This is a genomic window from Desulfonatronospira thiodismutans ASO3-1 (assembly GCF_000174435.1).
GTDB classification, from domain to species: Bacteria; Desulfobacterota; Desulfovibrionia; order Desulfovibrionales; family Desulfonatronovibrionaceae; genus Desulfonatronospira; species Desulfonatronospira thiodismutans.
In genome coordinates this window covers 109,575-131,041 of sequence record NZ_ACJN02000002.1, presented here as the reverse complement: position 1 = coordinate 131,041, position 21,467 = coordinate 109,575, and the positions used below count along the sequence as shown (strand labels likewise).

Below are 21,467 nucleotides of genomic sequence, written 5' to 3'. Positions count from 1 at the left end.
AGACCTTTTTCATAGCTGCAGTTCGAACTGCATGCCGGCAACACCTTCGCTTTACCCTTGTTGCAAATTTGCTACGTGCGCTCGCCCTACTCTTTTTTAGCCTGTATTTTTTGGCTTAACTGCAAAAAGTCCCCAAACGGACCATCTTAATAAAAGCGTGTTGGAACTCTTTGATTTTTCTAACCGTTGCCTGCCACGCATCTTAGCGTGGCTACCTGACTTCTGTCCTCTGCGCCTGCAACATGATTTTTTCAGGCACATTTTTTTTGCAAGTGATTAGAAGCCTGAATTGCTGACTACTTTTTTGGATTTTTTCGGGGGAAGCCTTAAAAAAACACTTGTGAAAAAATGAACATTTCGATATACGATCAGACTTTAAGGCGGGATGAAAATGCCGGTCAACAGTTTAGCCGGTCTGACAGGCCGCTTGCTGAACCGATAAAACTAAAAATGATACCTGACCAGGAGGAATTATGACTTACGAGCTTAATCAGGAGTTGTGTCTGCACAATGTGGCGGGATGTCCCCTTATGCTCCCCGATGGAACCGCCATAGGCACAGTGGAGGGCGTAAAAAAGCATAAGGGCGGCTGCGAAGTCTGGATGGTCCGGACCGAAGAAGACAGGCAGATAATGTTTCCCATTTACGAAGAGATCGTAGTGGAATGCAGTCCGGATGAACATGTAGTGGTGGACCCGCCTGCAGATCTTCTGCAGATGTACATGGAAGGAAAATATCCGGAGAACCCCTGCCGGGCCATCTGCCGCTTCGACCTCAAAGCCAGACGTGAAGCAATGGCAACGGGCCATTCTTCGAAAAATGTACAGCAGCACGCTGCTTGATGCGTAAGCAGGCAATTAAGCCGAAGGCGGCCTCCCTGAAGCCGGAACAGGGAAGCCGCCTTTTTGTTTTTCATGGACCGTACCTGTAAGATGCACCTGCAAAAAGTCGGGAACTGACTAATTCAGGAATCAATCACGCGTCCTGCCACGCGCTTCGCGTGGTTCGCGTGACAAAAATGACTTTTTTGCGGTCATACCATTTAAGGAGGCGTCCAGGGCAGCAAGCAGCCCGTTTTTCCAGAATAATCTGCAGTTGAAACAGTCTGATGCTACGATTTAGAATCGCCGCTTTACGCCTTGATTTTATTGTTTAGTTGTTTCAGTAAAAGGTGAAAATGTCTGGTGATGCGGTTTAGAATCACATGCCCGTGCTTTCTGTTGCAATAATGCAACGGGACGTTGGTGTCTCCAGGTGAAAGCTCTTTAAATTGCGTGGTTACAGTGTGCTTTGTAACCTGCGCTTGTTGGTATGTTCTATGCATATATACTGACAAGAATTGTGAAAAATTGTTCAAGTTTATGTGGCTGCAAAAAGCTTAGAGCAAAAGAGGCCTGTAGACAGTACGTTCCGGGCACAATTGCTTAAGCATCATTGTCTGTATAATAATAAACTATTGAGGAGGAGTTATGAGTTACGATCTTGAACAGGAACTTTGTCTGCACAATGTTGCCGGATGTCCACTCAGGCTGCCTGGCGGAGAGGTACTGGGCTACATTGAGGGCGTGAAAAGGCACAAGGGGGGATGCGAGGTCTGGGAGGTCAGGACTGAAGAGAACAGGGTGATCATGTTTCCCATCTATGAAGACATCGTAGTGGAGTGCAGTCCGGATGAGTATGTGACAGTAGACCCGCCCAGAGACCTGCTGGATATGTACAAGGAAGGCAAACATCCCGAAAATCCTTGCCAGGCTGTATGCCGCTTTGACAAAAAAGGCAGGCAGGAAGCCAGGGAGAAGAGCCATGTCCAGGAAGGTGCAAAGCGGAAAGCGGCATAATAGACAACCCCAACCATTGTTGCTTTGAGGCGGCCGGCCTGTAATTGAGCAGACCGGCCGCCTCTTTTTTTTCAGCACCTCCCGCCGTCAGGGCTATGATCCGCCGAAATACAGCCTCTTTGCCGGTTCAACCAGACAGTCTGCCTGGGTGTTTAATGCCCGCCACAGTTTCACTCCCGGGGAAAAATATCTCCAGGGTCTTGATAACTCTCATTCCCTCGGGTAAATAATCTTTTCGGATAGAAAGGCTTTTTCTCCGTTGAAATGTACGTGCAAAAAGGTGGAGCATGAAAAAGAAAAGCGAAATCGAGGCGCTGTTCGAAGAATGGAACCAGGCCCTGCAAAGCGGTGACCCGGAAAAGGTTGCCTCTCTTTATGCCCCGGACGCTGTGCTTCTGCCCACGGTGTCCAACCAGGTGAGGCGTAACCGCCAGGAGATAAAAGAATATTTCCAGGTGTTTCTGGCCAGAAAACCCAAAGGCAGCATTGACTGGAGCAATATCAGGATTTTTGAGGATATCGCCATAAACTCAGGGATCTATACCTTTGAACTGTCCCCGCCAGGGGAGACGCCTTTTTCAGTTCAGGCCAGGTATACCTTCGTTTACCAATGGTCAGGAGAACGCTGGCTCATAATCGAACATCACTCTTCGGTCATGCCGGAGTAGACCGAAGTCAGAGGTCAGACGTCAGAGATCAGGTCTTTACGAATCTTCACCATTTTTTATGCCGCTGACCCTGGTGAAATGGAAAAAGATTTCACTGGGCAGGTCGGCGGCATTGAAAACTTGATTCGCAGCAGGTGATGAACTTATCTGCCTTGGCGATTAGCCAAGCAGATATTTAAGGTTTTTCTTATTCGTGATCATTCGCGTCAATTCGTGGACAGATCTTTTGTCTTTAATCATAAATTAGCTTCCTCCAGAGGCAGGTAAATGGTGAACCTGGCACCATGCCCTTCCTGGCTGTCTACAAATATATCTCCGCCATGGTCCTGGATGATGCGGTAGCTCACCGCCAGTCCAAGACCGGTGCCCTTGTCCTTGGTGGTGTAGAAGGGACTGAAGATATTTTTCAGTTTTTCCGCAGGGATGCCCGGTCCACTGTCCTGCACTGAAACCACCACCCATTGATTTTGACGCTTTGAGCTGATGCCGAGTGTCCCGCCCTCAGGCATGACTTCCACCGCGTTTTTGATGAGGTTGACCAGGACCTGCTTGACCTGGTCCGGGTCCATATTCACCTGCGTCAAATCAGTTGACAGTTCCTGGCTGCACACAATCCCGGAGCTTTCCAGGCTGTCCTGAAAGATTTTCACTGTCTCGGCGATTAAATCATTGGGCTGGCAGGGCTTGATACTCAGCTTGTGCGGGCGGGTAAAGTCCCGGACTTCCACGAGCATCTTTTCCAGGCGTTTTGCTTCATTGACTATGATGTCGAGCTTCTCAGCTTCAGGGCTGTCTTCAGAGAGCCTGCGCCGGACCTGACCGGCAAAACCGGCCATGAGCATAAGAGGGTTTTTTATTTCATGAGACATGTGCGAGGCGGCTTCGCCGATGGCAGCGAACCTCTCGGACTGCACCAGCCTTTGCTGGGTATCCTTGAGCTTCTGCATACTCTGCTCAACCTTTTCTTTTTCCTCACGCAACTGTTCCCGGGATTCCATCAAGTGCCTGGTCTTGTCTTCCACCTTGCGGGTCAGGACATGATTCCAGCGCAGGGAGAGGAAATACAGGCCAAAGAGGCCCAGGGTGGCCCCCACCAGGAAAAGTCCGGCCACAACCCACTGCCTGACAACTATGGGCTGAATAAGCCCCCAGACTTCTTCATCAGGAGCGGCCACGCCCACTGACCACAGGTGTGAATCCCGTTTTTTTTCCTGATGGGTGAAAAAGACAGGGCTGAAGGCCAGCAGCTTTTTCATTTCCGTGTAGACTTCCCGGTGCCAGCCGGAAATATACCAGTCTGTTCCCTCATCCCCTGCAAGAAGTCTCTGGGAGACGATAGTATTTATCCGTTCATAGGAAATATCCGGATTTCTTTCATGGCGCACTGTAAAAGAGTCCCGGCCGTCAAAATCGTCCTCAATGTGATACAGAAAGTATCCCTCTTCGTTGATTACCCAGGGATAGCCGGTCTGCCCGGAGATGACTCCGTGGGCATAATCTCTGGATACCTTCATGGCGTCCACCACAAAAAAGGCCGCTGGAGGCATACCTTCAAAATTGCCGGACTCAAAAGACATCTCCAAGTCCCTGGAGAGAGGCTTGACCATGACCATGATCCAGGTCCCGGCATAGGGGCCCTGGTCCGGTCTGAAGGTCCGGCTGAAAAAAACCTGTCCATCCGGGTCTGAATCAAGCCAGAGCTGAAATTCTTCCCGGGGAAAGTCAATCCCCATATCTTTCCAGGAGGAAACACTTCCGTCAGGTGCCATCAGGGAGTTGTCCGGGGCGTTGCCGGCAATGCCCAGGCTGAGGACGTGCCAGTCCTTTAAAATATCGTGAGTGGAATGAAGGTAATCATGTGAAGGCTGCTCAGGCAGGATTTTAACTGTCTGGCGGCTCAGGGTGGCCAGGGCTGTTTCCAGAAACTGGAAATGGCCCCGGATGTCGTCGGCGATCTTTTCAGCCAGTATCAGCTGTTGATCGTTGAACTGCTGTGTAACTACTCCTTCCAGTTCCTGACCGGCATTGTATGCCAGACCGCCGATGGCTGTATAAAGTATTGCCAGGAGCAGGACTCCGGGGAAAAGCAGCTTTTTATTCATGTGTGGATAGCTCCTGGCTGTTCTTTATCGTCTGATTCTCAATGGACCTGCACTATTCCAGCTGATGCCAGCCCTTGCGTTCACCTCCGATGTGCAGGGCCCCGAAGAGCACCGCCACTACCAGAAGAGGAACCAGGGCATTCACAAAACTCAGCTGTAAGTAAAGGTAGGCTCCGGCCAGGCTGCTCAACAGAAGTACCCAGAAACCCCATTTCTTCCACCGGAAAAGGGCGATGCCGCAAGCCACGTTCACCAGGGCCAAAATGAAAAGCCCGGTTATGACCCATTCAGGCGTGCCGGGAAACTGCTCCATCAATTCGTCACGCATCAAATAATGTCGAAAAGCATCTAAAAAGTTGGCTCCAATGACCACTACCAACCATATGGTCAGACACCCGTGACGTTTGCGTTCCTGCATTTAAGCACCTCTTTTTGAGATTTGTATTTGACCTGTTGGCTTTGTTTAGCTGCAAACAGGTCAGGTATGCAAGCCTGATCTGCGCAAAAAAAAATGACAACTCATTTACTTTGCCAGGATCATCTTGTATTATCTGCTTATGCTTGAAAAGAAAGATATCCAGAATAAAACCCCCTGGCACGCGGAACCGGTGGAAAAGTGCTTCCAGACCTTGAAGTCTTCACCGGAGGGCCTGGACCCTGAGGAAGCCGGCAAGAGGCTGGAGACATTCGGCCCCAATATGCTGGCCACTGAAAAGAAAAGAGGGCCGGTTCTTCGATTTCTGCTGCAGTTTCACAACCTGCTTATATATGTCCTTTTGGCGGCGGTGGTGATCACCGCCCTGTTGCAGGAATGGATAGACTCCCTGGTCATCCTGGGGGTATGCGTGATCAATGCCCTGATAGGCTTTATCCAGGAGGGCAAGGCGGAAAAATCCCTGGAAAGCCTGAAGACCATGCTGGCCCCGGAAGCACTGGTCCTTCGGGGCGGGCAAAGGATCAGGATTGAGGCCAAAGACCTGGTGCCCGGGGACGTGGTTTATTTAAAGCCGGGGGACCGAGTACCGGCTGACCTGAGAATAACTGAATGCAAAAGCCTGCGCATAGAAGAGGCCGCTCTTACAGGGGAGTCCATGCCCGTGAGCAAGGCCGGCAATGAGGTGGAGTCCGGGGCGGCCCTGGGGGACAGAAAAAGCATGGCTTTTTCCGGGACTATGGTGGTTTACGGTCAAGGGACCGGGTTGGTGGCCGCAACAGGCCTCGACACGGAACTGGGCCGCATAAGCGAACTTCTCACCGAGACCGAAAGCATCGCCACCCCGCTTATCCGCAAGATGAACGTTTTCGCCCGCCATCTCACTGTGGCCATCTTGCTCCTTGCAGTAGCTGCCTTTATGTTCGGGGTTTTTTTGCGCGGATATGCACCGGCGGATATGTTTCTGGCCGCAGTGGGCCTGGCTGTGGCCGCCATTCCCGAGGGCCTGCCCGCCATCATGACCATTACCCTGGCCATCGGGGTGCAGAAAATGGCCCGGCGAAACGCCATCATAAGGCGCCTGCCCGCCGTGGAGACCCTGGGCTCGGTGACCGTCATCTGCTCGGACAAGACCGGTACCCTGACCAGAAATGAAATGACCGTGCAGAATATTCAAACAGCGGATGAGCTGTTCTGGGTTGCCGGGGTGGGTTATGCCCCGGAAGGCGGGTTCAGGCTTGGGGACAAAGAAGTCCATCCAGGGGAACACCCGGTACTGATGCAGGCTTTGCGGTCAGTGCTTCTTTGCAACGAGGCCCGCTTCCAGGAAAAAAACGGCCAGCCAAAGCTGGAGGGAGCACCCACGGAAGGCGCCCTTCTAACAGCCTCTCTCAAGGCCGGACTGGACCAGGACCAGGAAAACAGGGTTAATCCCAGAAAGGATATCCTGCCCTTCAGCTCCGAAGAAAAATTCATGGTTACACTGCACCACTATGAATCCGGGGACAGTGTTTTTATCCTCAAGGGGGCTCCGGAAAAGGTCGTGGAAAAGTGCAGCAGCCAGGGGGCACTGCAGGACGCTGCCCCCCTTGATCCTGATTTCTGGGTTGAGCAGGGCAATCACATGGCCTCCATGGGCCAGAGGCTTCTGGCGGTGGCCGTGAAAAAGGCCCCTGCAGGGAAGACGGCCATAGAGGATGAGGATATCCAGCAGGGCTTTACCATGCTGTCCCTGTTCGGGATCATGGATCCACCCCGGGAGGAGGCCATAGAGGCCGCAGCCAGGCTCAAGGGCCGCGAGTCTGATCCCGGGGACGCCGGGGCGGGCATCCAGGTCAAAATGATCACCGGGGACCATGCCCTGACAGCCTCGGCCATCGGAGAGAAGCTGGGCATGGGCCGGGGCAGAAAGGCCCTTACCGGGCAGGACCTGGAAAAGATAAGCGATCATGATCTGGTGGAGGTTTCTCTGGATGTGGACATATATGCCCGAACCAGTCCGGAACACAAGCTCAGGCTGGTGCGGGCCCTGCAGGAAGGCGGACACATAGTGGCCATGACCGGGGACGGGGTCAACGACTCACCGGCCCTGAAGCGTGCAGACGTGGGAGTGGCCATGGGGGTTACCGGGACCGAGGCAGCCAAAGAGGCCTCGGACATGGTGCTCACCGATGACAATTTCGCCTCCATCGCCAACGCCGTGGAAGAGGGGCGCACGGTTTACGACAACCTCAAGAAGGCCATCCTGTTCATTCTGCCCACCAACGGCGGTCAGGCCCTGGTGGTCATGGCCTCCATTCTGCTGGGCATCGGACTTATGGACGAGGCAGGGCATTTTTCCCTGCCCATCACCCCGCCCCAGATCCTGTGGATAAACATGGTCACCGCAGTCACCCTGGCCCTGGCCCTGGCCTTTGAACCGCCGGAAAAAAATGTCATGCAGCGCCCTCCCAGGCCTGTGGATGAATCCCTGGTGTCGGGATTTCTTTTGTGGCGCATCAGTTTTGTGTCCCTTCTGCTTGTGGTGGGGGCCCTGGGGCATTACCTGCTCATACTGTCCCATGGTGCTTCCCAGAGTCTGGCCTCCACAGCGGCCATCAATACCCTGGTCATGGGACAGGTGTTTTACCTGATAAACAGCCGGTTCATTGAGGAACCCTCCTGGAATCTCAAGGGTATTCTGGGCAGCCGGCCGGTTCTCGTTTCCATCGCTGTCCTGGCGGTTTTGCAGTTTAGTTTCACCTACCTGCCGTTTATGCAGTTTCTTTTCCAGACCGAGCCCCTGGGCCTGGATGCCTGGGCCAGGATCCTGGCCTTCGGCCTGGCCGTGTTCGTGGCGGTGGAGCTGGAGAAAGCCTTTTTCAGAAGCAGGAGTGTCCCGGGCAGGGGATAATTATCTGCAAATGAACTGGTTATATATATTTTTTTATGGATGATATCTTGCAGGGATATGAATCAGTGTAACCATTCAGGGGGACCTCGGTGTTGGCTGATGGCACAAGGCCAGGGGACTGTCCCCGCTAAGTGATGATTATGATGCTTCACAAAACTTCGCGTCTGTACTTTTCAGTTGTGCAGTGAAAGTGTCGCGGGGACTGTCCCCCTGGCCGGTATCTGCCCCCTGAATGGTTACAATCAGTATGGGATTACGGGCACGGAGTAAACTCCCCTCCTTAGCCAAGGAGGGGCCGGGGGTGGTTGTATGAGCTCCCTTCCTTATGACGAGTTTACTTCGTTTTTACCTTGACAGACTGACCAAACAACATCCAGCTTGACGCTTTCCTTTATTATCTTTATCTTTTCAGGTTTTCCAGGCACAAGACTCTATTTTTTCTGTGCAAGAAACCACGTAAATGTTCACCATGATAACTGGTTCTGTCGGGGTCGGTATCGGAATCGGGATCGGTATCGAAGCTGTTGGGGAAGGCCCCACGCAACTTTGGCTTTCGGTTTTCTATCGACCCCGATACCGATACCGACCCCGACACCGATGGCCAGAACAAGAGTACACACAAAATGTGCTGAACAGTTACAAAACCACAAACAATCACCATATACCATGAGTCAGACAACACCATCAGAATCCCAGTTAGCTCAGGAGGTCCGGAAGAGACGGACCTTCGGCATCATCAGTCACCCGGATGCGGGCAAGACCACCCTCACCGAGAAGCTGCTGCTCTTCGGAGGGGCCATCCAGATGGCCGGGAGCATCAAGGCCAAAAAGGCCCAGCGCCACGCCCGCTCCGACTGGATGGAAGTAGAGCAGAAGCGCGGCATATCAGTTGCTTCATCAGTGATGAAGTTTCTTTACCAGGACTGCGAGATAAATCTTCTGGACACCCCGGGCCACCAGGATTTTTCCGAGGATACTTACCGGGTGCTCACTGCCGTGGATTCGGCCCTCATGGTCATTGACTCGGTCAAGGGCGTGGAGGAGCAGACCAGAAAGCTCATGGATGTCTGCCGCATGCGCTCCACACCCATCATGACCTTTGTCAACAAGCTGGACCGGGACGGCCGGGATCCTTTTGAGCTGCTGGACGAAATCGAAAACACCCTGGGCATCCAGGCCTCGCCCCTGACCTGGCCCATAGGCATGGGCAAGCTTTTTCAGGGAGTCTATGACCTGGTCAACCAGGAAATACGCTTTTTCACCCCGCCTGATGACAAGGGCAGACGTCCAGAAGAAAGGGCGGTGATCAAAGACCTGGATGACAGTAAACTGGATGAGCTCATCGGCTCTGCCGCTGCAGAGTCTCTACGCCAGGACCTGGAGCTTATTCATGGTGCGGGCTATCCCTTTGACCGGGATGCTTATCTGGAGGGCAGGCAGACCCCGGTTTTTTTCGGCAGTGCGGTAAACAATTTCGGAGTGCGTGAGCTGCTGGAGACCTTTGTCAAGGAAGCCCCGCCCCCCAGGCCCAGGCCAGCCAGTACCAGGGAGGTTTCCCCCCTGGAGCAGGAGTTTTCAGGATTTGTTTTCAAGATCCAGGCCAATATGGACCCGGCCCACCGGGACCGCATCGCGTTTATGCGCATCTGTTCCGGGCGGTTCCAAAGGGGCATGAAGGTGCGCCATCACCGCATAGGCAAGGATATCCAGCTCTCCAACGCCATAATCTTCATGGCCCAGGACCGGGCCGGGGTGGAAGAGGCCTGGCCCGGGGATATTATCGGGGTGCACAACCACGGGATACTAAAGATAGGCGATACCCTGAGCAGTAAGGAAGAACTGCAGTTTCTGGGCATTCCCAATTTTGCGCCGGAGTTTTTTCAACGGGTGTTTCTGAAAAACCCCATCAAGTCCAAGCAGCTGGAAAAGGGTCTGGTGCAGCTTACCGAGGAAGGAGCCATCCAGCTTTTCAGGCCTGTTGGCGGTAATGATTACATCCTGGGGGCCATTGGTTCTTTGCAGTTCGATGTCACCGCGGCCAGGCTCAAGGCCGAGTACGGGGTGGATGCAGCCTACGAGCCTCTGGACTATTCCACTGTGCGCTGGATTTGGGCCCGGGATAAAAAGGCCCTGGAAAAGTTCAGAAAAAGATATTTCAATTCCCTGGTCCAGGACGTGGAAGGATACCCGGCCATGCTTTTCGCCACCAGATGGCGTCTGGAGCGTACCCGGGAGGAATGGCCCGAAATCGAGTTCCTGGCCTCCCGGGAGCAGCAGGAGGCTGAAGCGGCATGATTATAAACCGGGAACTTATAGATGATGCGCTGCAGGCGGTGCGAGGGGCAGGGGAGATTATTCTCAAGGCCTGGGACAAACCGCGCAACATCAGGCACAAGGGCCGCATCGATCTGGTCACGGATACAGACGTGGCTGTGGAGGACAGCCTCAAGAAGTCCCTGGGCCGGGTCCTGCCCGAGGCTGATTTCCTGGCCGAGGAATCCGCAGGGGAGACGGAATTAAAAGGCGGTCCCACCTGGATCATGGACCCCCTGGACGGGACTACCAATTTTGCACACAGGATTCCTTTTGTGGCTGTGTCCGTGGGGCTCTGGCAAGGCGGGGCTGTCAGAATGGGCATTGTCCATCTGCCGGTGCTGGGGGAGATGTACTGGGCCGCCCAGGACCAGGGGGCCTTTCTAAACGGGGAGCAAATCAACGTCACCGAGACGCAGGATCTTGTCCAGGCCCTGGTGGCCACCGGCTTTCCCTATACCATAAAAACCGACGTGGACCAGGTGCTCGGCTACATGCGCCGGGCCCTGATGAACACCCGGGGTGTGCGGCGCTGCGGTTCAGCGGCCACGGACCTGGCCTTTACCGCGGCCGGGCGCTTTGACGCCTTCTTCGAGATAGGCCTAAAGCCCTGGGACACTGCCGCCGGAGCCTGCCTCATCCGCGAAGCCGGAGGAATGGTCAGCACCATGCACGGGCAGGATTATTTTCCGGGACAGGAGACCATCCTGGGAACCAACAAAGTGCTGCACGAACAGATGATCAAAATACTTGGGGCTTAAGCCTGGCTGATGGCTGCCTGTCTGATTGCTCCGCCTGGTCGGGCAAGGCCTTTTTGATGTTTTTTCAGGAGAAATGATGAAACCAGCGCCTGCAGATATCGCCGACAGGGTAGAACCAGTCCTGTCCCAACACAGACAGGTCATAGCAGCCTATCTTTTTGGCTCTGCTGCATCCGGGCGACTGCGCCCCGGCAGTGACATCGACATTGCTGTTCTGCTGGATGAAAGAGCAGGAAAATTCGACCGCAAAGAGGAGCTGGAAAGACTGCATCCACCCCTTTGCCGTGCCCTGCGACATGATGTTCACCTGGTTTTCCTTAACCAGGCCTCTTGTCTTCTCCTGGGGCAGGTTATTGACAAGGGAGTGCTGCTTTACGTCAGCGACCAGGAACAACTGTCCCTGTTCCGCATGAGAAGCCTGACTCTGTATACGGAGTTCGCCCCTTATATGCGAATGTTCCGGGAAAGTATGAAGAAGAAAGTGAGCAAGGCCTGATGGTGGACAGAAATATCATATTATCCAAAATGGCGGCGGTGCAGAAACACGTTCGCCGGGTTAAAACAAAGAGGGACATTCAGGAACACGAATTTCTTCAGGATCTGGACAGGCAGGAAAGCATTCTCTTTAATCTCCAGATGGCAATTCAAAACTGTATTGACCTGGCTGCACATGTTGTCAGTGAAAAAGATCTGGGATTACCAGGGAGTACCAATGAGATCTTTTACCTACTGGAAGACCAGGGCTACATTCACCAGGATCTAACGGAACGGATGGTCAAAGCGACAGGCTTCCGTAATCTGCTGGTGCATGAGTATGGCGAAATCGATCTGAAAGTGGTTTTCAAGGTGAGTCATGAGGATGTTGAGGATCTGGAAGAATTCGCCCGTGTGCTGGGAGACTTGTTCGGCTGATACTGTACCTTGACTTTTGAATGTTTTGAAATAATAATAATCTGATATCGGGAAGTGGCGCAGTCTGGCAGCGCACCTGCCTTGGGAGCAGGGGGCCGCCCGTTCAAATCGGGCCTTCCCGACCATTTTTTTAAACAAAAAAGGGGCTGCAGGATTGTTTGCAGCCCCTTTTTGTGTGAGTTTGCAGCGTTGCAAGCGCTCCAGCCTGGACCATACCTGCCAAAATGGCACACTCCTTTACCTTTCCGGCCAGGTCCTACTGCGTCTCGCCCTGCGCTTCCCTCTGGGCCTTTAGCTTCTCATCCAGGTCTTTCAGGCTGCCGGCCAGGCCGTTTAAAAAGTTGTTGGCCTGAGAAGCAGGAACAATCAGGGTTCCTGCGTCCACGCTTTCATTGTCCGCCCCTCTCTGGGTGAGGTTGATGCGCAGGTTGCCGTTGGACAATGTTACCTTTGAGATTCCATCTGCGAATACGTGCATAATCTTGATGCTCCTTTTGTTTAATTGTTAAGCTGTGGTTATTGATCCACTGCTCTTTCTAACACTAACGCGGGCCATGCCCGCAACCCAATAAAGAAAAGAGTTTTTTGACAGGATTAACTGGATTAAGAGATGGATAAAGAAAAAATCATTTTGTCCTGGCCGGAAGCCAGGCCAAAAGGTTATCCTGTCAATCTATGCCTGCCACGCGTCTTTGGCGTGGTTAATCCTGTCTAAATTTCTTGTTTTTTGTGACAGGGTTTCAAGAGTAAGCCACTGACATCAGTTGTTTTTAACCGTGCCCTCCTTACAAGTAACTATAATTCCAGTTCAACTATTTCAACATGTTGTTTTCACCTATGTTTCTCATTTTATGAGTACTGCACGGACCACCTCCTTTATTGGCTAAAAAAAATCCATCTTCTCCCCTCCCTGGTGAAGGATACTCCTATCTTTTCCCCTCCTTGGTGAAGGAGGCCTCTATCTTCTCCCCTCCTTGGTGAAGGAGGCCTCTATCTTCTCCCCTCCTTGGTGAAGGAGGCCTCTATCTTCTCCCCTCCTTGGTGAAGGAGGCCTCTATCTTCTCCCCTCCCTGGTGAAGGAGGCCTCTATCTTCTCCCCTCCTTGGTGAAGGAGGCCTCTATCTTCTCCCCTCCTTGGTGAAGGAGGCCTCTATCTTCTCCCCTCCTTGGTGAAGGAGGCCTCTATCTTCTCCCCTCCTTGGTTAAGGAGGGGCCGGGGGTGGTTTGTTCTAAATGACCACTTCCTTATCAATTTACTCACAGGTTTGGACCCGGGCCGCCATGGTGAGACACTTAATCCAGACCGTAATTGCGCTCTCCTATGGCGAAATACAGTTCGGACAATGCCTGCTGAAAATCCATCAAGGCCTGGTTGTTGCGGGTTTCGGCCTCGGTGAGGTGTTCCTGTGCGGTCAGCAGGTCGGTGATGGTCCCGACTCTCTGCTTGTAGCGGTGTTCCTGCATGTCGTAGTTTTCCTGGGCCGCGTTCAGGGCTTTGCGCGTAGACACCAGCCTGTCCCTGGCTTCATCCAGGCGCATCTGGGCAGTACGCACCTCTGTAACAATAGATGATTCGGTTTCCTTGAGGGTCTGCACCAGCCTGCGGATTTCATAGCCCATGGCTTCATGCTGATAATACTGTTGCCCGCCGCTGAAGAATTCCCATTCTATACTTGCTCCTGCAGTCCAGTGCCGGTTGCGCTGGTCCCGGTCCATGGGGCCTTCCATGGTCTGCTGAGGTTCGTCGTAATCCCTTTTGCGGTCGGTATAGACAAACTCCAGGTTGACCCTGGGCATTTTTTGGCCTCTGGCTATGCGCCGCTCCTGTTCAGTAACAGCCATGTTCTTGCGGATAAACATCAGGTCAGTTCTTTGCTCCATGGCGATGTCGATCACCTCGCGGGTTTCAAAGAAAATATCCAGGGGTATCTCTTCCAGGTCGCCCTCGTAGCCTATAAGGTAGTCATAGCCAAAGCCCAGCAGGGCATTAAGCTGGGTCTTCTGGATCTGCTCCTCGTTCTTGGCCTGGCTCAGGTCCTGCCTGGCTTCTTCCAGTTCCACCCCGGCCTGGAGCACGTCCACATACGGAACCAACTGCCTCTCATAAAAGGATTCTGAAGCTTCCAGGCCCACCTCCAGTCTTTCAACGGAACTGTCTAAGGCCCGCCTGTCCTCCCTGGCCTTTAAGAGTTCCAGGAAGTGATGCTGGATTTCCCTTATAAGCTCTCTTTCCGTGTTCTCTTTTTCCAGTTCACTGATTTCCTTTTCTATCTGGGCCTGCTGGTAGGAACTGAGTATGGTCATCCCGGCGAAAACTGTCTGCACTGCCCGCAAATTCCACTGGTACTGCTGCTGGTCCAGGTAGTCCTGGTCCGTCGGCCCCCGGGCGGAAAGGCTGTCCAGATAAGTATATCCGGCTCCGGCTGAAAGCTGCGGGAAAAATTGCCCCCGCACGGATTTGACCTCGGACTCGCTCCTTTTGATTCCATAATCATGGGCCTGTACCCTGTGGCTTCTATCCAGGCCCATCTTGACAGCGTCCTTCATGTCCAGGACCAGGCTGTCTCCGGAATTGTGCGTCTCATCCCCGGCCTGGACCGGACCAGCCATTAAAAAAAGGCTGACAAACCCCGCCAGTACTACTCTTTTAATATCCATCCCCGATTCTCCATTTTTATTCCCACTTTGAAAGTATGCACGTATTTAAGACGTATGTACGTATGGGAGTATGCACGTAGTTAAGACGTATGTAAGTTTGGGAGTTTGCACGTAGTTTAAGATTTCTATGTTGTTAATACTTCCCCACTCCCACTCGTCCTCACTCCCACACCCCCACACTCCCACACGTCCCCACGCCCCATTCCCTGCTCTATCTTCCCTGAATTCCCCAATCCCACAATTCCTAAATTCCCTAGTCCATACTCCCCTACGCCCATACTCCCATACGTCCTAATTCTCCCGAAAAGCCCGGTCCATGCTGTCAATAATTGGTGACAGGACATAACTCATCACGGTCTGGGCCTCAGTTTGTATATACACCTCTGCAGGCATGCCCGGCGTCAACTTTCCCGGATCGTCGATGGCATCTTTTAGAGACTGCTGGTCCAGTTGAACATAGGTCAGGTAATACGGGGGTTCATCACGCTGTTCAGGTTCGGTCCGGTCAGCTGCAACATATGTCACCACACCTTTAACCTTGGGTGTATACCTTCTGGGAAAGGCCGAGAGCATAACGCTGGCATCCTGTCCTTTTCTGACATCGTCGATCTTGTCCGGGTCCACTTTTGCAGACACTATCAGCCCGGTGTCTCGGGGGACAATTTCCATAAGGGGTTCACCGCCCTGAATTACTCCTCCTTCGGTACGCACCTCCAAATTGACCACCACGCCGGCTTTCGGCGCAGTAACGTTAAGCCGCCTGGCTGCATCCTCTGCAGGCCTCATCTGCTCACGCAGATCCACGATTTCCTGCCGGACATCCCCCAGCTCCGAGGCTGCTTCCTGGGCATAACTTTTTTCAAGGTCGGTTATTTCCAGTTCCAGTTCTTTGATTCTCTCTTCAGCCTGGTCAATTTCCGTGGTCAATTCCTCTTTGTTGGCCCTGTTGGAATTCAGGGTGCGCTGCAGTTCCAGAATCTCGGTTATGTCAATAAATCCTCCTTCGAGAAGCGGGTCTTTGGCCTGAATTTCCTCTTCCAGGGAGCTTATGGTGTCTTCTATAGACTGCAGCTGCCTTTCCCGGCCGTGAATCAGCGAGTTCTGGGTGTTGATCTGGGCCCGCAACAGTTCTATCCTGCTGTTCTTGGCCTCCATCCTGGATTTGAAGATCTGCTCTTCACTCTCCATACTTTCAGTTGCATCAGGCAAATGGGATCTTTCCAAAAGGGCCAGGGGCCATTCTATGGAATCTGCGTTCTGGATTTCAGCCATGAGCCTGGCCTGACGGGCCAGAAAACTATCCATCCTTGCCCTGTACATATCCCGCTGAGCCCGGACTTCCTCCCCGTCCAGAGTTATCAGAACGTCACCCTTCTCAACCTGGTAACCCTCGCGTACCTTGATATCCTTGACGATACCTCCGTCTCGGTGCTGCACCTGCTGCCGGTATGTCTCCACTATGATATCGCCTTGTGCTATGACCGCTCCTTCGAGATTAGCTGTTGCAGCCCAGACCCCGATGCCGCCAAAGAACAGGGCCACAAAAAGCAGGCCGGCAATGATTACATTTCTAGAGGAAGTGGGAAGATTAACCGTTTTCTGGTCGCCTTTATCCCCTTCAATGGCCTTGACATTATTGTTTCTTTGCAGTTTGTTTTCGCTCATGTCCCTGTCTCTAAATCTTGAGAGTTAAAAATTCATCCAGAAAGCTCAAAGTTCATTTGGCTAATCCCATTTAAGACGTATGGGAGTATGTACGTATGGGAGTATGTAAGTGTAAGAGTTTTAGACATGACACGCCCACACATCCCCACGCCCCTACGCCCCTACTCCCACACTTCTTCGAGTATGTACGTATGCAAGTATGCAAGTTTTTAGAGTTTTAGAATGCTCCCACACGCCCACACGTCCCCACTCCCATACGCCCATACACACCTACTCCCATACTCCCATACGTACACACTCCCATACGTCTTACCCATGCCTTGCATCCCCCAATCCCTCAATCCCTAAATTTCTTAATCCCTATGCCCCACGCCCTATGCCCTGCATCCCCCAATCCCTACATTCCTAAATTCCTCAATTTCTTAAATTCCCCAATCCCATACTCCCACACGTCCCCACTCCCATACGCCCATACGTCCTACTCAATCCTGCGCATCGACCCCTGCTGCATATCCAACACCTTGTCTGCAAGCTTGATGAGCTCGTTATTGTGGGAGATCAAAATCAAGAATACACCTTTTGATTTGAGATCTGCAAGGACTTCTTTCATGCTCTCCCGGCCGCCCTGGTCCAGATGCGAATCAGGCTCATCCAGAACCAGAAGCCAGGGGTCTTTGTACAAAGCCCTGGCCAGAACAATTCTTTGCTTCTGCCCTCCGGACAAGGCGATTCCTCCTTCACCAACCCTGGTATCATAACCCTGGGGCAGTCCAAGAATCATGTCGTGCGCCCGGGCCTGCATGGCGGCGTCGACTACGGAAGGGGAATCAACTTCACCGAGTCTGGCGATATTTTCGGCTACTGTTCCGGAAAAAAGCTCCACTTCCTGGGGAACATAACCCATTTTCCGGCCCAGTAACGCCTGGTCAAAACTTTGCAGTGAAATATCATCCAGAAATACGCTGCCCTGGTCCGGTTTCCAGACTCCTAGTAGAACTCTGGCCAGGGATGTTTTCCCGGAACCGCTGGGCCCTGTTACAGCCATCATTTCTCCCGCACTCAACCGGAAGGAAATGTCCTGAAAAACAGGCATCTGGGCCAGGTGCAGGCTGATGCCTTCAGCCCTGCAGGTCTCTGGTTTCTCTGGAGAGTCTTGTTCCGGCAACTGTGGATCGTCATGGGTATGCACTTCGGCCATGAGTTCGTTCAGCCGGTTGTAGGCCAGCCTGGCATCCACAAAGCTTCTCCATGCGTTGCCCAGCATCATGATGGGGGACAGGGCCCGGCTCATAAACATGGCCGAGGCTACCATGGTCCCCAGGGTGGCTTCATGGATTATTACTAAGTAAGCCCCTGTGGACATGATGACCACCACTGTGCCCATCATGATGAATTTGGCCATGCTCTGGAAAAACCCGTTCCGGGCGGCCAGCACATCTTCATAGTAAACGTCCTGGTTGTTGTACTGTTTCCATTGTCTGCTCATGGATGGAAACATGCCCATGGCGTATACTGTCTGGGCATTGCGCATGGAGGAGCTTAGAAACTGATCAGTATTCATTGCAGACTGGGAATGACTGGCCTGCATGCGTGAAGTGGAGATCTCCTGGACCACCACCAGAAGAAACAGGAGCAGTGCCCCGGCACAGGCTAAGTATCCCAGAAGTGGGTGAAAAAGAAAAATCACGGCCAGATATACAGGAACCCAGGGGGTGTCGAAAAGGGCGAAGATCCCTGTCCCGCAGAGAAAATTCCGGATGCTGTTTAAATCCTTAAGGCCCTGAGTGTGTTTTTCTCCTCCGGCAGCAACCGACTGGTCGAGCATACTGCCGAATATCCGCCCGGCCACTATCTGATCAAACTTGACCCCGATGCGCACCAGCAGCTTGGAACGGAACACCTCCATGATCCCGGAGACAACATAAGCACCGATTACAGCAGCAGTCAGGAAGAAAAGTGTCTCCATGCTGCGGCTGTCCATAACCTTGTCGAACAAAAGCCGCAGATAAAGAATGTATGCCAGGGCCAGCAGGTTTATAAACATGCTGAAAAAAAACGCACACCCCAGATGGGGCAGAAATCTTACCAGATATTTTCGCATTCCAAATTTTCCAGTGATTAGTTTTTACTTTGATCCACTACTTAAGAAGTATGGGAGTATGTACGTATGGGCGTATGCACGTAGTTAAGACGTATGCACGTCTTTACTCCCACACTCCCATACGCCCACACGTGCATACGCCCACACGTCTCACCACTCCCCTACGTTCTACACCAGTTGTCTGCCTTATTGGACATGGTTATCAATTGAGCTATGATATATTCGTAGCGCTCATCAAAATCCTGGTGTCTTTCATCTTCCAGGTAGCCAAATTTTCTGGCTAAATCTAAACAGGCTTGAACTTCAGTAGCTTCGGTTTCGGCATCACTGAGCTTTGCTATGAAGGCGGCCTTATATCTTCGTTTTCTCCATGCCTCGGCAGTGTTCAGGCAAACAGACATAGATGCCCTCCGGATCTGACCTCCAAGGGCAAACCGTTCTTCTATCGGAAATGTCCTGGCAAACGTGTTGATCTCTCCAGCCAAATCCAAGGCGTTTTGATAAACTTCCAGCTCTCTGAAACTTTTAGCAAATTTACCCATGCTTCACTCCCATACTTCTTCGAGTATGTACGTATTTAAGACGTATGGGAGTATGTACGTATGGGGGTATGCACGTATTTAAGACGTATTTACGTCTCCACTCCCAATAACTCCCCCACTTCTTCGAGTATGTACGTATGCAAGTATGGGCGTATGCACGAATTTAAGACGAGTGCACGTCTTTACTCCCATACGCCCATACACCCATACGTGTTCACTCCCACACTCCCATACGCCCATACATCCATACGTCTTCACTCCCATACTCCCATACTCCCATACTCCCATACTCCCATACTCCCATACTCCCATACTCCCATACTCCCATACGCCCCTACTCCCATACTCCCATACGCCCATACGCCCCTACTCCCATACGCCCCTACTCCCATACTCCCATACGCCCAAACGCCCATACGTCCAAACGTCTCACTTACCCGGAAGCAGCTTCTGCAGCACCTGCTTACTCGGTCCGTACATGGCCACCTGGCCGTTCTTGAGCATGAGCAACTGATGCGTAAACTGCAAAAGCTTAGGCCTGTGGGTAACCAGGATGACGGTTTTGCCTTCATCCCTGGAACGTTTCAGGATCTCTGTCAGGGAATCTATGCCCTGCTGGTCCAGGCTGGCATCAGGTTCGTCCAGGATAAGTATCCTGGGGTCGCCGAACAAGGCCCTGGCCAGGCCGATGCGCTGGCGCAGACCGCCGGGGAGGTTCAGCCCTCTTTCTTCCAGCATGGTCTCAAACCCCTGGGGCATGGACTCGATTATCTCTTCCAGGCCGGCCTTCCGGGCAGCCTCCCGGATTTCTTCCAGGGAGACCTCCTGAAACCTGGCTATATTCTGGGCGATGGTTCCGGCAAATAGCTCCACTTCCTGGGGCAGGTAACCAATGTGAGGTCCCAGTTGCTCCTGGTCCCACTGGTGCATGTCCGCTCCGTCTAAGCGCAGAATGCCGTTTTGAGGACGAACCGCTCCGGTCATTATTCTGGCCAGGGTGGTTTTGCCAGCCCCGCTTGGACCTATGAGCCCCAGGGTCTGGCCGGCCTGCAGGTCAAAGCTTACGCCCTTGATTATAGGCTTGCCGCCGTGGGCGTACACTATGGACTCGGCTTTTAGATTTCCCTGCGGTTCGGGCAGTTTCAGGCTGACTTCCTTTTCTTTTTCCTCCATGCCTTCCAGATAGCTTTTAAGACGATGGAAGGCATCCTTGGCGTCCTGGTAATTCTGCCAGCCGTCGACCGCCATCTGCATGGGCATGATTACCCGCCCGGCAATGATTACCGCGATTATGACCAGGGCGCTGTCTATCTCTCCCATGAGCATGAGGGAAAATCCCACACCCATGAGCAGCACCTGCATGATCCAGCCCATGGACTTGGTAATGGCTGAATGCACTCCAGCCTTTTCGCTGGCCTCGGTCTGGTCCCGGACCATTTCATCCTGCATCCCCCTCCATTTATGGATCAACTGGGGCTGCATGCCCATGGCCCTCACCGCCTGGGAGTTGTGCACGCATTCCTGGGCAAAATTGTTGGCCCGGGCAAAGCCCATGTTGGACCGGCGTAACAGCTCTCTTGTGGATTTCCTGGTGGCCAGCTTGGTGCCCAGGATGACCATGATGCACAAAATGGCCAGTATACCCATTAGCGGGCTGATGTAGAATACAATGAGCAGCATAAGTGGGGAAATAGCGGTGTCCAGGAAAGCGGTGGAAGTGGGGGAGTTGAGAAACCCCCTGACCTTGGACAGATCACTCATGGCCGTGGACGCATCTCCTTTCTGCCCCAGGGCCCGCTCCTGAAACATTTTGTGCAGAATTTTTTCCCCCAGCTGATGGTTCAGATATTTGGCGAAACGCCGCAAAAGGGCAAAGCGAAGCACATCAAAGATGGTCATGAAAAGAAGCCCCCCCACAGCAGCCATGGCGATTACCGCAATGCTGGAGATGCTTTCACTGGGGACCACCCAGCGAAAGAGCATGATCATGTTGAAGGGCAGGGAAAGCGTCAGCAGGACTACAAAGATGCTCAGCCCAATGGATATAATCAGCACCCTTCTAAGTTCTTTTTTCATAAATTTTTTCCTGTTTCTGGCTCTGTTTTTTTCTGGATCTGCCTGATGAGGACAGGAATGCGCACAGTCCGGTGCCATTTCTCATCCTGGTTGTATTCGGCGATGATATAGTGCATGCCGAAGCTGGTGATGTCCAGGCTGTTGATCCTGAAGTGCAGACGGTGCCTGGGCCTTTCCAGGGTCATGGACCGGGTCTGCAGCACGGGCTTTAAAGATTTGTCAGGCAGTTCCAGTGCAACCCGGAAGCGGATGGACTCCTGTTCCTGACTGTCCTTTTCCCATAATGTGCCAAGAAATATAGGTCCTATCTTAATCGGAACCTCAGCCGCCGCCCCTTCTTCGATACAGCGCACATAAGTCACCGAGTTGGTTTCCTGGTCGGTTATGATATCCCGGCAGAGCACCGACCACACATTTCGAATCATATCAGTACCTTCTCCTCAATCCATCCCCTTGTTTCTCTTCCATCCTCATGTGCTGATAGGGCGTTACATGCCTGTCAGGC

17 protein-coding genes and 1 tRNA gene are annotated in these 21,467 nt (G+C 52.7%); 9 read left to right on the top strand and 9 right to left on the bottom strand.

Going from position 1 to position 21,467, the window contains the following annotated elements; translation table 11 throughout:
* The first annotated feature begins 473 nt into the window (after positions 1-473).
* The 3 genes from DTHIO_RS06780 to DTHIO_RS06770 all read left to right on the top strand — a co-directional run bounded on the left by DTHIO_RS06780 (position 474) and on the right by DTHIO_RS06770 (position 2,506).
* Entirely contained in the window at positions 474-842 is a 369-nt protein-coding gene (locus tag DTHIO_RS06780) for a ribosome maturation factor RimM (RefSeq protein WP_008869584.1), read from the top strand.
* Positions 843-1,469: 627 nt separating this feature from the next.
* Positions 1,470-1,838, top strand: a complete 369-nt coding sequence (locus DTHIO_RS19630; protein WP_008869583.1) for a ribosome maturation factor RimM — start codon at positions 1,470-1,472, stop codon at positions 1,836-1,838.
* Positions 1,839-2,125: 287 nt separating this feature from the next.
* Positions 2,126-2,506: an SgcJ/EcaC family oxidoreductase gene (locus DTHIO_RS06770; RefSeq protein ID WP_008869582.1), complete on the top strand. Its 381-nt coding sequence runs from the start codon at positions 2,126-2,128 to the stop codon at positions 2,504-2,506.
* Positions 2,507-2,742: 236 nt separating this feature from the next.
* Here DTHIO_RS06770 and DTHIO_RS06765 read toward each other — a convergent pair whose 3' ends face one another.
* Together DTHIO_RS06765 and DTHIO_RS06760 are read right to left on the bottom strand one after the other, a co-directional pair.
* The gene (locus DTHIO_RS06765) at positions 2,743-4,608 is read right to left on the bottom strand and encodes a sensor histidine kinase (protein WP_008869581.1); all 1,866 of its coding nucleotides are present in this window, start codon (positions 4,606-4,608) and stop codon (positions 2,743-2,745) included.
* Between the two features lie 52 nt (positions 4,609-4,660).
* A complete protein-coding gene (locus tag DTHIO_RS06760) occupies positions 4,661-5,026 on the bottom strand; it encodes a hypothetical protein (RefSeq protein ID WP_008869580.1) in 366 nt (121 codons plus the stop codon).
* A 139-nt stretch (positions 5,027-5,165) separates the two neighbouring features.
* On the opposite strand from DTHIO_RS06760, the gene DTHIO_RS06755 reads away from it, so the two are divergent.
* From DTHIO_RS06755 to DTHIO_RS06730, 6 genes are all read left to right on the top strand, one after another.
* The gene (locus DTHIO_RS06755) at positions 5,166-7,934 is read left to right on the top strand and encodes a cation-transporting P-type ATPase (protein ID WP_008869579.1); all 2,769 of its coding nucleotides are present in this window, start codon (positions 5,166-5,168) and stop codon (positions 7,932-7,934) included.
* A gap of 666 nt (positions 7,935-8,600) precedes the next feature.
* Positions 8,601-10,229, top strand: coding sequence for a peptide chain release factor 3 (locus DTHIO_RS06750; RefSeq protein WP_008869578.1), 1,629 nt, complete (start codon positions 8,601-8,603; stop codon positions 10,227-10,229).
* The gene (locus DTHIO_RS06745) at positions 10,226-11,008 is read left to right on the top strand and encodes an inositol monophosphatase family protein (protein ID WP_008869577.1); all 783 of its coding nucleotides are present in this window, start codon (positions 10,226-10,228) and stop codon (positions 11,006-11,008) included. Before DTHIO_RS06750 ends, DTHIO_RS06745 begins: the two co-directional genes overlap by 4 nt.
* Positions 11,009-11,084: 76 nt before the next feature.
* Positions 11,085-11,504: a type VII toxin-antitoxin system MntA family adenylyltransferase antitoxin gene (mntA, locus tag DTHIO_RS06740; protein ID WP_008869576.1), complete on the top strand. Its 420-nt coding sequence runs from the start codon at positions 11,085-11,087 to the stop codon at positions 11,502-11,504.
* Complete coding sequence (gene hepT, locus DTHIO_RS06735; RefSeq protein ID WP_008869575.1) at positions 11,504-11,920, top strand: type VII toxin-antitoxin system HepT family RNase toxin; 417 nt, start codon at positions 11,504-11,506, stop codon at positions 11,918-11,920. The genes mntA and hepT overlap by 1 nt, the downstream gene beginning before the upstream one ends.
* A gap of 48 nt (positions 11,921-11,968) precedes the next feature.
* Positions 11,969-12,045, top strand: a tRNA-Pro gene (locus tag DTHIO_RS06730).
* Between the two features lie 131 nt (positions 12,046-12,176).
* Here DTHIO_RS06730 and DTHIO_RS06725 read toward each other — a convergent pair.
* The 7 genes from DTHIO_RS06725 to DTHIO_RS06695 all read right to left on the bottom strand — a co-directional run bounded on the left by DTHIO_RS06725 (position 12,177) and on the right by DTHIO_RS06695 (position 21,387).
* Entirely contained in the window at positions 12,177-12,398 is a 222-nt protein-coding gene (locus tag DTHIO_RS06725) for a hypothetical protein (protein ID WP_008869574.1), read from the bottom strand.
* 815 nt (positions 12,399-13,213) lie between these two features.
* Positions 13,214-14,578 carry a TolC family protein gene (locus DTHIO_RS06720; RefSeq protein ID WP_008869573.1) on the bottom strand — a complete coding sequence of 455 codons (1,365 nt, stop codon included), beginning with the start codon at positions 14,576-14,578 and terminating at the stop codon, positions 13,214-13,216.
* 291 nt (positions 14,579-14,869) lie between these two features.
* The gene (locus DTHIO_RS06715) at positions 14,870-16,243 is read right to left on the bottom strand and encodes an HlyD family type I secretion periplasmic adaptor subunit (protein WP_008869572.1); all 1,374 of its coding nucleotides are present in this window, start codon (positions 16,241-16,243) and stop codon (positions 14,870-14,872) included.
* 478 nt (positions 16,244-16,721) lie between these two features.
* Complete coding sequence (locus DTHIO_RS06710) at positions 16,722-18,344, bottom strand: type I secretion system permease/ATPase (RefSeq protein WP_008869571.1); 1,623 nt, start codon at positions 18,342-18,344, stop codon at positions 16,722-16,724.
* Positions 18,345-18,505: 161 nt separating this feature from the next.
* Complete coding sequence (locus DTHIO_RS06705) at positions 18,506-18,886, bottom strand: four helix bundle protein (protein WP_008869570.1); 381 nt, start codon at positions 18,884-18,886, stop codon at positions 18,506-18,508.
* A 429-nt stretch (positions 18,887-19,315) separates the two neighbouring features.
* Entirely contained in the window at positions 19,316-20,962 is a 1,647-nt protein-coding gene (locus DTHIO_RS06700; RefSeq protein WP_008869569.1) for a type I secretion system permease/ATPase, read from the bottom strand.
* Positions 20,959-21,387, bottom strand: a complete 429-nt coding sequence (locus tag DTHIO_RS06695) for a hypothetical protein (RefSeq protein ID WP_008869568.1) — start codon at positions 21,385-21,387, stop codon at positions 20,959-20,961. The genes DTHIO_RS06700 and DTHIO_RS06695 overlap by 4 nt, the downstream gene beginning before the upstream one ends.
* Positions 21,388-21,467: the final 80 nt, after the last annotated feature.